Below are 12,394 nucleotides of genomic sequence, written 5' to 3'. Positions count from 1 at the left end.
TGAAATCTTGCGAGGGACACCAAGGCACCGGATCACGAAAATTTTTAAACGGTGGTGACGAGAAGGCCACGGCGAGCATTTACAGCGCCGTGCACGGCCCCTAAAGCTTTTTGCACCGCAACAGGAAGGAAACGGAATGCTCCGCAGACTTTACGACTGGACCATGTCTTTGGCCTCGCGCAAATCCGCCGAAGTCTGGCTCGCCGTCATCGCCTTCGTCGAAAGCTCCATCTTTCTCGTTCCCGCCGACGTGCTGTTCCTGCCGATGGCGCTTGCCAAGCCGGAACGCTCCTATCGCTATGCATTGATAGCGACCGTCGCCTCGGTGCTCGGCGGCATCGCCGGCTGGGCGCTCGGTTTTTACGCCTATGAGACGGTGGCGCGGCCCATTCTCGAATTCTACGGCAAGCTCGACGCCTTCGAGCAGATGAAAGCCTATGTCACCTACGAGACGATCCTGCTGCTACTCGTCACGTCAGGTCTCGCACATCTGCCGCCGATCAAAATCGTGACCATCCTGTCCGGCGTCATCCACGTCAATCTGGGTCTTTTCATTGTTTCGGCAATCGTTGCGCGCGGCGCGCGTTTCCTGTTCCTTGCCTGGCTGCTGCGCCGCTACGGCGAGCCGATCCGGGATTTCATCGAGAAGCGGCTCGGCCAGATCGTCGGCATCGGTGCCGGTGCGGTGATCGTGCTATACGTCGGCTACCGCTCTTTCGCTCACTAGACTCACCTTGCGGAGTTCCGCCATGACTGCCACTTCCTCGCCGTTCGCCCGTCCAGGCTTTACCTATTCCCTGCTGCTCGCCGTCGCCATGGCGGCGGTTGTGGGAACGGCGCTCGGCTTCCAATATATCGGCGGCTATATTCCCTGCGCGCTCTGCCTCTTGCAGCGCCAGCCCTATTACTATGCCATCCCGATCGCGATACTCGGCGCGATCTCGTCGCTCGTCGGCCTGCCGAACTGGATCACCCGGGCGCTGATCCTCGCGGCCGGCATCCTGATGCTGGTGACGGCTGGCATGGGTGTCTATCACGCGGGCGTTGAATGGCACTTCTGGCCGGGGCCGGCCACCTGCTCGACGACGGCAAGCAGCATGACGAACAATGCCGGTGATCTCCTCACCGAACTCAATACCATCAAGGGACCGTCCTGCACCGATGCGGCGCTTCGGGTGCTTGGCCTGTCTTTTGCGGGCTGGAATGTGATCGCGGGGCTCCTGCTCGCGGCCTTCGCCTTTACAGGCGTTCGCAAGGCCGCGTAAGCAATTCGATCAGGGCTGCAGCTCTGTATCCCAGTAGAGGTAGTCGAGCCAGCTGTCGTGCAGATAGTTCGGCGGAAACAGCCGGCCGTTATTGTGCAGATCCTGCACCGTCGGCTGGTAGGGCTTCTGCGCCGGGAACATTCCTGCCTGCTTGGGAAGCTTGCTGCCCTTGCGCAGATTGCAAGGCGAGCAGGCTGCCACGACATTCTCCCAGGTCGTCTCGCCGCCATGGGCGCGCGGGATGACGTGGTCGAAGGTCAGATCGTCATGGGCGCCGCAATACTGGCACTCGAACCGGTCGCGCAAGAACACGTTGAACCGGGTGAAAGCGGGATTGCGGGACGGCTGAACATACGTCTTGAGGCACACGACACTCGGAAGCCGCATCGAAAAGCTCGGCGAGGAAACCGAATGTTCATACTCTGCGATGATGTTCACACGGTCGAGAAATACCGCCTTGATCGCGTCCTGCCAGGACCATAGCGACAAGGGGTAATAACTCAGCGGCCGGTAGTCAGCGTTCAGAACGAGCGCCGGCAGGGCCTGTGGGGAGACTGCAATCGTCAAGGGACTCTCCTGATCGATTCGGCATCTGCACCTGTATATTAGGCCGGTTGTTACAGGATTGTGAAGTCCAATAAATTCAGAGGATAAAGGCAATTTGAAGAGTGTTGCCGATCAGCCGACCGGCACCATGTCGCGGCGCATTTTCGCGGCGTAATAAGCCCAGAAAAGCCGGGCCGCGACCGAACGCCACGGCGACCAGATTTCCGCCAGGACAGCAAGCGCCTTTGCCTGCGGCCGGGCCGCAAGGCCGAAGGCCGCACCAACGGCGTTCTGCAGCGCGACGTCGCCGGCCGGGAAACCATCGGCATGGCCGCCGCAGAACATCAGATAAACCTCGGCCGTCCACGGGCCGACGCCCTTCAGCGCGGTGAGTTCGCCGAGCGCCTCGCCCGGCGGCCTTAGGCAGAGGCCAGAGAGATCGAGGCGACCGGAGGCCACGGCTTCGGCGATCCGCGCGAGCGTCTCGGCCTTGGCGCGCGACAGGCCGAATTCCCGCCATGCCTCGGGGTGAAGCAACGCGTAGCCTTCCGCCGTCAGCAGACCGTCCGCCGGCAGCATGCGCCGCCAGATCGCCTCGGCGCTGGCGCGCGACACCATCTGCGAGACAATGATATGGGCAAGACCGGCGAAACCGGGCTCGCGCAGCCTCAGCGGAATGGGGCCGGCGTCCGCCGCAATCGGCGCAAGGCGCGGGTCGAGGCGAAGCAGCGCTTCCAGCCCCTGCCTGACGTCGTCTTCGTTGCGAATGATCTGCACTTTGCCTCGCAGTGGCTCGAAACCTAAATCCGTGGCAGAAGAAAGCATGACCACGAGCGAGCGTCAAAAACCTGTCTTTCGTTTTGCGCCGAGCCCCAACGGACCGTTGCACCTCGGCCATGCCCTCTCCGCCCTCTTGAACCAAGATATGGCGCAGGCCCAACATGGCCGTCTTCTGCTGCGCATCGAGGATATCGACCTGACGCGCTGCACGCCGGAATTCGAGGCCGTCATTCTGCGCGATCTCGACTGGCTCGGCATCGGCTGGGAAAGCCCGGTGCGGCGCCAGTCGGAACATTTCCCCGAATATCAGGCGGCGCTGCATGCGCTGATCGAGCGTGGCCTGGTCTATCCGGCTTTTCTCACCCGCGGCGAGGTGAAGGCGCGGGTCGCTGCCTACGAGACGACGGGTGAACTCTGGCCGCGCGATCCAGACGGCACCCCGCATTATCCGGCAATTGATCGCGAGCGCCCGGAGCACGAATGGCGAGAAATTCTCGCCTCGGGAAAAAAACATGCCTGGCGGCTCGATATGCGCAAGACGCTCGACCTGATCGGCGAACTGCTGTTTTGGACGGAAACCGGCGACACCAGATCAGGCGAGATCGCCGCCGAGCCTGAAGTCTGGGGCGACGTCATCCTGTCGCGATCGGACGCCCCGTCGAGCTATCATCTCTCCGTGGTGGTCGACGATGCGCTGCAGGGCGTCACTCATGTCGTGCGCGGGCTCGACCTCTTCCACGCGACATCGGTGCACCGGCTGCTGCAGGTGCTGCTCGGCCTGCCTCAGCCGATCTATCACCATCATCGCCTCGTTCTCGACGCGGATGGCCGCAAGCTTTCGAAAAGTGAAGGCGACAGCGGGCTTGGCGAATTGCGCGCCCAGGGCCTGTCAGGGGCCGATGTTCGCCGCCTTGTCGGCCTCTGATTTCCTTGCGACGCGCTGCCGGCCGACGATTGAAAGCGTATGGGAGAACATCCGGAAGACGCGGAACTTGATCAGCGCCGCATTGATCTCCGCCCCGATGATGAAGATGACGCTAACCATATAGAGGAAGATCAGCACGATCATGACGGAGGCGAGGCCGGCATAGGTTGCCGTATAGTTGGCGAATGTCGCGAGATAATAGGCGAAGACCAGCGCGCCGGCGAGCCAGAGCAGCAGCGTCAGCAGCACGCCGGGAATGACGTCGAAGACCCGGCGCTTGCCGGCCGGCAGCCAGAGATGCACGACGAGCAGGGCGATCGTCAGCACCACCAGCGTGCCATAGATGCGCCAGCTGAAGACGATATCGAGCGTATCGGCAAACAGCGGGAACCAGCCGCGCGCATAATCGAGTGCCAGCGGCAGGGCGACCAGCAATATGCTGATCGCCGCAAAGATGATGACGGCAATCAGGACATAGCCGAGACTGGCGAGGCGGGTGAAATACCACGGCCGCGTCTCCTGCACGCGATAGGCGCGGTTGAGCGAGATGCGCAGCGCCTCGACGCCGTTCGAGGCGAAATAGGCGGCCGCCAGAACCGAAATCGTCAGCAGTCCGCCGCGCGGAATGGTCAGCACCTGCAGCACCTGGTCAGCGAGCGGCTTGGCGATCGCCTCGGGCCAAGTATCGAAGATCAGGTGGATGGCGGTCGAGGAAAATTGGTCGGCGCCGAGGAAGCTTGCGAGCGCGGTGCCGAAGATCAGGAAAGGGAAAACCGCAAGCAGGCTCGATAGCGCCACATGGCTTGCCATGGCGAAGCCGTCATCCTCGATCAGGTGGCAGATCGCATCATAGACCACGTCGTAGATCGTGCGCAGCACTTTCGGCATTCCGTCTCCGGCTTTCCAGATTGTATCCTTTGGCCGAATATGGGAAACGAGTCCCATTTTGTACAGGAATCATTCCATGGCGGGAGAGCGCACCATCGTCGTGACCGGATGCTCGTCCGGTATCGGCGCTCATTGCGCGCGAGCGCTGAAAGCCGACGGCTGGCGTGTCTTCGCGACGGTGCGCAAAACGGCAGACTTGGCAGGACTGGAAGCCGACGGCATCGAAGCCTTCCTGATGGATTACACCAGAACCGAGACGATTTCCGAGCTGGTCAGCGCGGTTCTGGAGCGCAGCGGCGGCCGCATTGATGCGCTGTTCAACAACGGCGCCTACGGCCAGCCCGGCGCCGTAGAGGATCTTTCCACGGCGGCGCTGCGCGCGCAGTTCGAGGCGAACTTCTTCGGCTGGCACGAATTGACACGTCAGGTCATTCCTCCGATGCGCAAACGAGGCCAGGGGCGGATCGTGCAGTGCTCGTCCATCCTCGGCATGGTCCCCTACCGCTATCGCGGCGCCTACACCGCCTCGAAATTTGCCCTGGAAGGCCTCAGCATCACGCTGCGCATGGAGCTGCAAGGCAGCGGCATTCATGTGAGCCTGATCGAGCCGGGACCGATCGCGACACGTTTCACCGCCAATGCGCTCGTAAAGATCAAGGAGAATATCGACCTCGAGAATTCCCCGCACGCGGTCGATTATATGAGACAGCTGGCAAGGCTCGACGGATCGGGACCACCCAATCGCCACAAGCTTGGCCCCGAGGCGGTCTATTCGGTATTGAAGCACGCATTGAACTCGAAAAATCCGAGGCCACATTATCCTGTAACGACTCCGGCTAAACAGGGCATGCTCCTGAAGCGGCTGCTTCCGGCAGACCTCTTCTACCGCCTGATGCGCCGGACGGACTGACCAAGAAAGTCGAATACCATGTCCACGGTCACCTATATCCTTGCGATCATCGTCATGGGCGTCGTCGCCCTCGTCCTGATCCGCGGCCTCTTCAACATGATGAAGGGCGGCGATGCCAACGTTTCCAACAAGCTGATGCAGCTTCGCGTCCTGCTGCAGGCGATTGCGGTCATTCTGATCATGCTGACGCTCTGGCTGACCGGCGGCGGCCGGCCGACCTGACTGGGTTCGTAGGGGGAGATCGTGGTCAAACTCAACAAGATCTATACGAAAACAGGCGATGACGGCACGACCGGGCTGGTGTCCGGCCCGCGCCGGACAAAGGACGACCTGCGCGTCGAGGCCTACGGCACGATCGACGAGGCAAATTCCGCGATCGGCCTGGCGCGCCTGCATACATCAGGCCTGCCTGATCTCGACGCCATGCTGATGCTGATCCAGAACGACCTCTTCGATCTCGGCGCCGATCTCGCCACGCCCGATACCGGCGAGCCGCCGGCCTATGAGCCGCTGCGGATCGTCGAGACGCAGGTCGATCGCATCGAGCGGGACATCGACCAACTGAACGCCGGCCTGGAGCCGCTCAAATCCTTTATCCTGCCCGGTGGCAGCCCGGCTGCCGCCTATCTGCATCTCGCCCGCACGGTCGCGCGACGCGCCGAACGTCTGATCGTGGCGCTTGCCCGCACCGAGGGCGAAATCGTCGGGGAGGCAGCGATGAAATATGTCAATCGCCTCTCTGATTTCCTCTTCGTCGCGGCGCGTCATGCAAACGACCAGGGCCAGGCGGATGTGCTTTGGGTTCCGGGAAAAAACAGATAGCCTGCCGCGATCGCAATCGCCGGGGGGCCTTATGTTCATACCACTCCATGATGCCAATACGCTGAAACATATCAAGGTTCAGTGGGTGACGCTCGCCCTGATCGCGTTGAATGTCGCGATCTGGCTTTTGACCAGCCTGGAGAGCGAACAGGCTGCCCAGGCGACGACGGTCGCGCTCGGCTACATCCCGGCGATTGCTTTCGGCCATGCGGTGCTGGCGCAGGGCCTCGAAATCGTGCCGGAACCGCTGACCTACCTCACCTATGCCTTCGTTCATACCGGCTTCTGGCATCTGGCTTCCAACATGATCTTCCTTTGGGTCTTCGGCGACAATGTCGAGGATGCGATGGGGCATCTGCGCTTCCTGGTGTTCTACTTTGCCTGCGCCGCCGCCGGCGCGATTTGCCATGGCCTGCTGGGCATGACCTCGGAAGCGCCGCTGGTCGGCGCGTCGGGTGCGATCTCCGGCGTCATTGCCGCCTATGTCCTGCTGCATCCGCGCGTCCGGGTCTGGGTGCTTGTGTTCTTCCGTGTGCCGTTGCCGCTGCCGGCCTTCGTGCCGCTGCTTTTGTGGATCGGCCAACAATTCCTCATGCTGGCGATCGCTCCTGATGGCGACGTTTCCTGGGGCGCTCATGTCGGCGGCATCCTTGCCGGCGCTCTTCTGATCCTCGTTTTGCGCCGGTCCGATGTGCCGCTCTTCGATCGGGAAATCGTGACACCCCGCGCCGTTAAAAGCGAGGTCGGCAGCGGTCCGGCCATCGCCGCCGGGACCGACGGACAAACGGCGCGGCGCCTTCGCTGGGGCAGAGGCCGACAGCAATATTGACGTGAACGTAAACGTAATATATTGGCGACGCGAATCGCCTGTCAGCGTCATGGAAGCGTTGTGTTTGGAGGAAAAACGCGTATCCATGTCGCCATTCGACAATCGGAGCGGCGCCTAAGCGCGCATTTTCCTAAAAACGCTGAAGCCAGTTTCTCTCGAAGGAAGGACCCCATGAAGATTCTCGTGCCCGTCAAAAGGGTTGTCGACTACAACGTGAAGATCCGGGTGCGCCCGGAGGGCACGGGTGTCGAGCTTGCCAATGTGAAGATGTCGATGAACCCGTTCGACGAGATCTCGGTGGAAGAGGCGCTGCGGCTGAAAGAAGCCGGCAAGGCCGAAGAAGTGGTGGTGGTGTCGATCGGCCCTGGTAAGGCCGAGGAGACGCTGAGGACGGCACTCGCCATGGGCGCCGACCGGGCAATCCTGGTTGAGACCGACGATCAGGTCGAGCCGCTGGCCGTCGCCAAGATCCTCAAGGGTGTGGCCGAGGCCGAACAGCCGGGGCTCGTCATCGTCGGCAAGCAGGCGATCGACGACGACAGCAACCAGACCGGCCAGATGCTGGCGGCCCTGCTGGGTTCGGCCCAGGCGACCTTCGCCTCGAAGATCGAGATCGGCGATGGAAAAGCGACTGTCACCCGCGAAGTCGACGGCGGCCTGCAGACGATCGAGGTCAAGCTGCCGGCGGTGGTCACATCGGATCTGCGCCTGAACGAGCCGCGTTATGCCTCGCTGCCGAACATCATGAAGGCGAAGAAGAAGCCGCTCGACAAGAAGGCGCCTGCCGACTTCGGCGTCGATACGACGCCGCGGCTGAAGGTGCTGAAGACCGAGGAGCCGAGTGGCCGCAAGGCCGGCGTCAAGGTCAAGTCGGTCGCCGAGCTGGTCGACAAGCTCAAGAACGAAGCCGGCGTGCTCTAATCGGGTTGGAACAGGAGTAAATTACCATGACCATTCTTCTTCTGGCCGACCACGACAATGTGAGCCTCTCCGATCAGACCGCCAAGGCGCTGACGGCGGCAACCCAGATCGGCGGCGATGTCCATGTGCTGGTCGCCGGCAAGGGCGCTAAGGCCGCGGCCGATGCGGCGGCAAAGCTTGCCGGCGTCTCCAAGGTGCTGCTCGCCGAAAGCGACGAGCTTGCCAACAATCTCGCCGAGCCGCTTTCCGACCTGATCGTCTCGCTCGCCGGTTCCTATGACACGATCGTCTCGGCGGCGACCTCGGTCGGCAAGAACGTGCTGCCGCGCGTGGCTGCCCTGCTCGATGTCGCCCAGGTCTCCGAGATCATCGAGGTGATCTCCGCCGATACCTTCAAGCGTCCGATCTATGCCGGCAATGCCATCCAGACGGTACAGTCGACGGATGCCAAGAAGGTCATCACCGTGCGCACCGCCTCCTTCGCCTCCGCCCCGACAAACGGTTCCGCGGCGGTCGTGGCGATCCCGGCGATCTCGGATCCGGGCCTGTCGCGCTTCGTCTCCGATGCGCTCTCGGCTTCCGACCGTCCGGAACTTACCTCGGCGAAGATCATCATCTCGGGCGGCCGAGCGCTCGGCTCGGCGGAGAAGTTCAAGGAAGTCATCCTGCCGGTTGCCGACAAGCTCGGGGCTGCCGTCGGCGCAAGCCGTGCGGCCGTCGATGCCGGTTATGCCCCGAACGACTGGCAGGTCGGCCAGACTGGCAAGGTGGTGGCGCCGCAGCTCTATATCGCCTGCGGCATATCAGGCGCCATCCAGCATCTGGCCGGCATGAAGGATTCCAAGGTGATCGTCGCCATCAACAAGGACGAGGAGGCACCGATCTTCCAGGTCGCCGACTACGGCCTCGTCGCCGATCTCTTCGACATCCTGCCCGAACTCGAAAAGGCGCTCTGAGCGGGCCAAATGCTTTTCTTCGCACTTGCGAATGACTGGAAATTTGTCTCTTATCGGGCTACTACTGCTGCCGGGCGATCCTTCGCCCGGCAGTATTGCTAAATAATGCGGCAGCGCGGGGGCGAATGCCGAGCGGGGGTTTGGAGATGAGTGCGGTGTTGAAGAATATTGGGATTATCGGTGCGGGCCAGATGGGCTGCGGCATCGCGCATGTTTCGGCCGCCGCAGGTTACAGAGTTCACATCTACGATCTGGCGCAAGACCGCATCGAATCCGGCCTTGCCACCATCAACGGCAACCTCGCCCGGCTGGTGACGAACGGCAAGATGACCGATGAGGAACGTAAATCGACCTTGTCGCTCATTACAGGCTCCGCCGACGTCAACGATCTCGCTCCGTCCGATCTCGTCATCGAGGCCGCGACCGAGGACGAGAGCGTCAAGCGCAAGATCTATACGCAGGTCTGTCCGGTGCTGAAGCCGGAGGCGCTGCTTGCCACCAACACCTCTTCCCTTTCCATCACCCGGCTGGCCGCCGCCACCGACCGCCCCGAACGCTTCATGGGCATACATTTCATGAACCCGGTGCCGGTGATGAAGCTGGTCGAACTGGTGCGCGGCATCGCGACCGACGAGAAGACCTTCTCCGCCGCCAAGGAATTCGTCGGCACGCTGGAAAAGACCGTCACCGTCGCCGAGGATTTCCCGGCCTTTATCGTCAACCGCATCCTGCTGCCGATGATCAACGAGGCGATCTATACGCTCTACGAAGGCGTCGGCACGGTCGATGCCATCGATACGGCGATGAAGCTCGGCGCCAACCATCCGATGGGGCCGCTCCAGCTTGCCGATTTCATCGGTCTCGACACCTGCCTCTCGATCATGCAGGTGCTGCATGACGGTCTGGCCGATTCCAAGTATCGTCCTTGCCCGTTGCTGGTGAAATATGTCGAAGCCGGTTGGCTCGGACGTAAATCCGGCCGCGGCTTCTACGACTACCGCGGCGAAGTACCGATCCCGACGCGGTAAAGCATGTCGCGCAAAAGTGTGCAGCGGTTTTGCCAGGCAAAGCGTGAAACGCTTTTGCCGAGACATGCGCAAAACCAAGGACCTAAAGCGCGGCAAGCGAATCTGAAAGATCGCGACGCGCTTTAGGCAGGCCATCCCTAGAAAGGGCGAGTGGAACAAACGCTCGCGAAATGCTTTCCTTGCCGTGAAGGGGAGGAAATGCCATGTCGACCGAAACGCCCATGTTCCTGCTACAATGCTGCGTCCTTATCGGACTTGCGGGTGTCTTTCTCATCAAGGGGGACGGAGACTCCTGACCGAGGTCCTTACGACCCGATCGCACCCTTGATCAGCGCCCTGGCATCCTCGCTGTCCCACGCGGCCGGGCCGTTCATGGCGGAGATCAGGCAGCCCTTGTCGTCAAGCAGCAACGTGACTGGAAGGCCGAATGCGAGGCCCTCCTTCTTCAGGCTGTTGAAGACGCCGATCGTATTGTCGCGGTAAAGCTGCAGCGCATCAACGCCGATTTCGCTGAGGAAGGCCTTGGGCTTCTCATCGTCGCCGGTGTCGATATTGACCGGCACGACCTGGAACTTGTCGCTTCCCATATTCTTTTCCAGCGCGTTCAGGGCCGGCATCTCCTCGCGGCAGGGCACGCACCAAGTGGCCCAGAGATTGAGAAGCACGGTCTTGCCGGCGAAATGATCGAGCGTCACCGGCTTGCCGTCCGGGCCATTGAAGGAAACCGCGGTCAGCTTGCGCGGCTCGTTCGCGGCAACCATGGCGGCAACCTGCCCCTTCATGAGCGGGGTCAGATTGGTGGCACGCTCCTTCGTCAACGGGCATTCGGCCGAGGCGCTGCCGCCGATGCCATTGCCAATGCCCGTCTCCTTCACGTATACCGCTGCCGCACCGGCAACAATGCCTGCAACGGCGGCGATTGCGATCAGTTTTACGGACGGCAGGCCGAAGGGTTTTTTCGTCGTCATTTCATTCTCCAGGACGGGCATCTTCCATGGCCGAGAGCAACACGGACACCAAATCCTCCAACCAGATGTGGGGTGGGCGCTTCGCCTCCGGCCCGGACGCGATCATGGAGGAGATAAATGCCTCGATCGGTTTCGACAAGAAGCTATTCGCGCAGGATATCCGCGGTTCGGTCGCCCATGCGACGATGCTCGCCCATCAGGGGATCATTTCAGCCGAGGATAAGGACAAGATCGTTCACGGGCTAAACACGATCCTGTCAGAAATCGAAGGCGGCAATTTCGAATTCTCGCGCCGGCTGGAAGACATCCACATGAATATCGAGGCGCGGCTGGCGACGCTGATCGGGCCTGCGGCCGGCCGGCTGCACACCGCCCGCTCGCGCAACGACCAGGTGGCGCTCGATTTCCGCCTCTGGGTGAAGGAAGAGCTTGAGAAAACCGAACGGATGCTGACGAGCCTGATCGCGGCCTTCCTCGACCGCGCCGAGGAACATGCCGAAAGTGTCATGCCCGGCTTCACTCATCTGCAGACCGCCCAACCCGTCACCTTCGGCCATCATTGCATGGCCTATGTCGAAATGTTCGGCCGCGACCGCTCGCGCGTGCGCCATGCCATCGAACATCTCGACGAAAGCCCGATCGGCGCTGCCGCCCTTGCCGGCACCGGCTATCCGATCGACCGCCACATGACGGCCAAGGCGCTCGGCTTCCGCGAGCCGACCCGCAATTCGATCGATACGGTTTCCGACCGCGACTTCGCCATCGAGTTTCTGTCGATCGCGGCGATCGCGGGCATGCACCTCTCGCGCCTTGCGGAAGAGATCGTCATCTGGTCGACTCCGCAATTCGGTTTCGTGCGCCTCTCCGACGCGTTTTCGACCGGTTCGTCGATCATGCCGCAGAAGAAGAACCCCGATGCCGCCGAACTGGTGCGCGCCAAGACCGGTCGCATCAACGGCTCGCTGGTGGCGCTGCTGACGATCATGAAGGGCCTGCCGCTCGCCTATTCCAAGGATATGCAGGAAGACAAAGAACAGGTCTTCGACGCCGCCGAGAGCCTGGAACTGGCGATCGCCGCCATGACCGGCATGGTGCGCGACATGACCGTCAACACCGCACGCATGAAGGCGGCGGCCGGATCCGGTTATTCGACGGCGACCGATCTTGCCGACTGGCTGGTGCGCGAGGCGGGCCTTCCCTTCCGTGACGCCCATCACGTCACCGGCCGCGCCGTCGCACTTGCCGAAAGCAAGGGCTGCGATCTCGCCGAACTCGCGCTTTCCGACCTGCAGGCGATCCATTCTGATATCACTGACAAAGTCTACGACGTGCTGACCGTGGAGGCGTCCGTCGCCAGTCGCAAGAGCTTCGGCGGCACGGCGCCCTCCGAAGTGCGCAAGCAGATCGCCTTCTGGCGCGCCCGCAATTGACAGATATCGGGCGGGTGAAAACCCGCCTCGCCCTTCCCGCCGGCGCGGAAAGACCGCCCAACAATCAGGGTGCACAAGGCAGTTAAACTTCGCTATGAAGATGTCCATCGTTCGATATGAATGATC

Annotated in this window: 15 protein-coding genes; 11 read left to right on the top strand and 4 right to left on the bottom strand. The window is 61.8% G+C overall.

Annotated features, from left to right (window positions below; translation table 11 throughout):
* The first annotated feature begins 136 nt into the window (after positions 1-136).
* Both EFQ99_RS15345 and EFQ99_RS15340 read left to right on the top strand, forming a co-directional pair.
* Positions 137-727 (top strand): YqaA family protein, encoded by a 591-nt coding sequence (locus EFQ99_RS15345; RefSeq protein WP_126921853.1) that lies wholly within the window; start codon positions 137-139, stop codon positions 725-727.
* A gap of 22 nt (positions 728-749) precedes the next feature.
* Entirely contained in the window at positions 750-1,265 is a 516-nt protein-coding gene (locus EFQ99_RS15340) for a disulfide bond formation protein B (protein WP_126921852.1), read from the top strand.
* Positions 1,266-1,274: 9 nt separating this feature from the next.
* Here EFQ99_RS15340 and EFQ99_RS15335 read toward each other — a convergent pair whose 3' ends face one another.
* Entirely contained in the window at positions 1,275-1,832 is a 558-nt protein-coding gene (locus EFQ99_RS15335; protein WP_004671754.1) for an HNH endonuclease, read from the bottom strand.
* Positions 1,833-1,943: 111 nt separating this feature from the next.
* The gene (locus EFQ99_RS15330) at positions 1,944-2,636 is read right to left on the bottom strand and encodes a DNA-3-methyladenine glycosylase family protein (RefSeq protein WP_126921851.1); all 693 of its coding nucleotides are present in this window, start codon (positions 2,634-2,636) and stop codon (positions 1,944-1,946) included.
* Between EFQ99_RS15330 and gluQRS the strand changes: the two genes are divergently transcribed.
* The gene (gene gluQRS, locus EFQ99_RS15325; RefSeq protein ID WP_126921850.1) at positions 2,635-3,516 is read left to right on the top strand and encodes a tRNA glutamyl-Q(34) synthetase GluQRS; all 882 of its coding nucleotides are present in this window, start codon (positions 2,635-2,637) and stop codon (positions 3,514-3,516) included. The genes EFQ99_RS15330 and gluQRS overlap by 2 nt on opposite strands.
* Here gluQRS and EFQ99_RS15320 read toward each other — a convergent pair.
* The gene (locus tag EFQ99_RS15320) at positions 3,481-4,404 is read right to left on the bottom strand and encodes a YihY/virulence factor BrkB family protein (protein ID WP_126921849.1); all 924 of its coding nucleotides are present in this window, start codon (positions 4,402-4,404) and stop codon (positions 3,481-3,483) included. The genes gluQRS and EFQ99_RS15320 overlap by 36 nt on opposite strands.
* Before the next feature lie 76 nt (positions 4,405-4,480).
* Between EFQ99_RS15320 and EFQ99_RS15315 the strand changes: the two genes are divergently transcribed.
* The 7 genes from EFQ99_RS15315 to EFQ99_RS15285 all read left to right on the top strand — a co-directional run bounded on the left by EFQ99_RS15315 (position 4,481) and on the right by EFQ99_RS15285 (position 9,870).
* A complete protein-coding gene (locus EFQ99_RS15315) occupies positions 4,481-5,314 on the top strand; it encodes an SDR family oxidoreductase (RefSeq protein ID WP_126921848.1) in 834 nt (277 codons plus the stop codon).
* An 18-nt stretch (positions 5,315-5,332) separates the two neighbouring features.
* Entirely contained in the window at positions 5,333-5,536 is a 204-nt protein-coding gene (locus EFQ99_RS15310) for a twin transmembrane helix small protein (RefSeq protein WP_126921847.1), read from the top strand.
* A gap of 21 nt (positions 5,537-5,557) precedes the next feature.
* A complete protein-coding gene (locus tag EFQ99_RS15305) occupies positions 5,558-6,136 on the top strand; it encodes a cob(I)yrinic acid a,c-diamide adenosyltransferase (RefSeq protein WP_126921846.1) in 579 nt (192 codons plus the stop codon).
* Positions 6,137-6,167: 31 nt separating this feature from the next.
* The gene (locus tag EFQ99_RS15300; RefSeq protein ID WP_126921845.1) at positions 6,168-6,965 is read left to right on the top strand and encodes a rhomboid family intramembrane serine protease; all 798 of its coding nucleotides are present in this window, start codon (positions 6,168-6,170) and stop codon (positions 6,963-6,965) included.
* A gap of 171 nt (positions 6,966-7,136) precedes the next feature.
* Entirely contained in the window at positions 7,137-7,886 is a 750-nt protein-coding gene (locus EFQ99_RS15295; RefSeq protein ID WP_126921844.1) for an electron transfer flavoprotein subunit beta/FixA family protein, read from the top strand.
* A 26-nt stretch (positions 7,887-7,912) separates the two neighbouring features.
* Entirely contained in the window at positions 7,913-8,842 is a 930-nt protein-coding gene (locus tag EFQ99_RS15290) for an electron transfer flavoprotein subunit alpha/FixB family protein (RefSeq protein ID WP_126921843.1), read from the top strand.
* Between the two features lie 146 nt (positions 8,843-8,988).
* A complete protein-coding gene (locus EFQ99_RS15285) occupies positions 8,989-9,870 on the top strand; it encodes a 3-hydroxybutyryl-CoA dehydrogenase (RefSeq protein ID WP_126921842.1) in 882 nt (293 codons plus the stop codon).
* A gap of 305 nt (positions 9,871-10,175) precedes the next feature.
* Here the strand turns inward: EFQ99_RS15285 and tlpA are convergent, their stop codons facing one another.
* Positions 10,176-10,838 carry a thiol:disulfide interchange protein TlpA gene (gene tlpA, locus EFQ99_RS15280; protein WP_126921841.1) on the bottom strand — a complete coding sequence of 221 codons (663 nt, stop codon included), beginning with the start codon at positions 10,836-10,838 and terminating at the stop codon, positions 10,176-10,178.
* A 26-nt stretch (positions 10,839-10,864) separates the two neighbouring features.
* Between tlpA and argH the strand changes: the two genes are divergently transcribed.
* The gene (gene argH / locus EFQ99_RS15275) at positions 10,865-12,268 is read left to right on the top strand and encodes an argininosuccinate lyase (protein WP_126921840.1); all 1,404 of its coding nucleotides are present in this window, start codon (positions 10,865-10,867) and stop codon (positions 12,266-12,268) included.
* The last annotated feature ends 126 nt before the right edge of the window (positions 12,269-12,394 follow it).

Source organism: Rhizobium vallis (assembly GCF_003985155.1).
GTDB classification, from domain to species: domain Bacteria; phylum Pseudomonadota; class Alphaproteobacteria; order Rhizobiales; family Rhizobiaceae; genus Rhizobium; species Rhizobium vallis.
This window is presented reverse-complemented; position numbering and strand designations above follow the sequence as displayed.

Excerpts from the sequence above, each read along its gene's own strand:
- EFQ99_RS15320 (WP_126921849.1), bottom strand. The coding sequence starts at position 4,404 with ATGCCGAAAGTGCTGCGCACGATCTACGACGTGGTCTATGATGCGATC.
- EFQ99_RS15295 (WP_126921844.1), top strand. The coding sequence starts at position 7,137 with ATGAAGATTCTCGTGCCCGTCAAAAGGGTTGTCGACTACAACGTGAAG.
- EFQ99_RS15315 (WP_126921848.1), top strand. The coding sequence starts at position 4,481 with ATGGCGGGAGAGCGCACCATCGTCGTGACCGGATGCTCGTCCGGTATC.
- EFQ99_RS15300 (WP_126921845.1), top strand. The coding sequence starts at position 6,168 with ATGTTCATACCACTCCATGATGCCAATACGCTGAAACATATCAAGGTT.
- EFQ99_RS15340 (WP_126921852.1), top strand. The coding sequence starts at position 750 with ATGACTGCCACTTCCTCGCCGTTCGCCCGTCCAGGCTTTACCTATTCC.
- EFQ99_RS15290 (WP_126921843.1), top strand. The coding sequence starts at position 7,913 with ATGACCATTCTTCTTCTGGCCGACCACGACAATGTGAGCCTCTCCGAT.
- EFQ99_RS15310 (WP_126921847.1), top strand. The coding sequence starts at position 5,333 with ATGTCCACGGTCACCTATATCCTTGCGATCATCGTCATGGGCGTCGTC.
- EFQ99_RS15285 (WP_126921842.1), top strand. The coding sequence starts at position 8,989 with ATGAGTGCGGTGTTGAAGAATATTGGGATTATCGGTGCGGGCCAGATG.
- argH (WP_126921840.1), top strand. The coding sequence starts at position 10,865 with ATGGCCGAGAGCAACACGGACACCAAATCCTCCAACCAGATGTGGGGT.
- gluQRS (WP_126921850.1), top strand. The coding sequence starts at position 2,635 with ATGACCACGAGCGAGCGTCAAAAACCTGTCTTTCGTTTTGCGCCGAGC.
- EFQ99_RS15330 (WP_126921851.1), bottom strand. The coding sequence starts at position 2,636 with ATGCTTTCTTCTGCCACGGATTTAGGTTTCGAGCCACTGCGAGGCAAA.
- tlpA (WP_126921841.1), bottom strand. The coding sequence starts at position 10,838 with ATGACGACGAAAAAACCCTTCGGCCTGCCGTCCGTAAAACTGATCGCA.
- EFQ99_RS15345 (WP_126921853.1), top strand. The coding sequence starts at position 137 with ATGCTCCGCAGACTTTACGACTGGACCATGTCTTTGGCCTCGCGCAAA.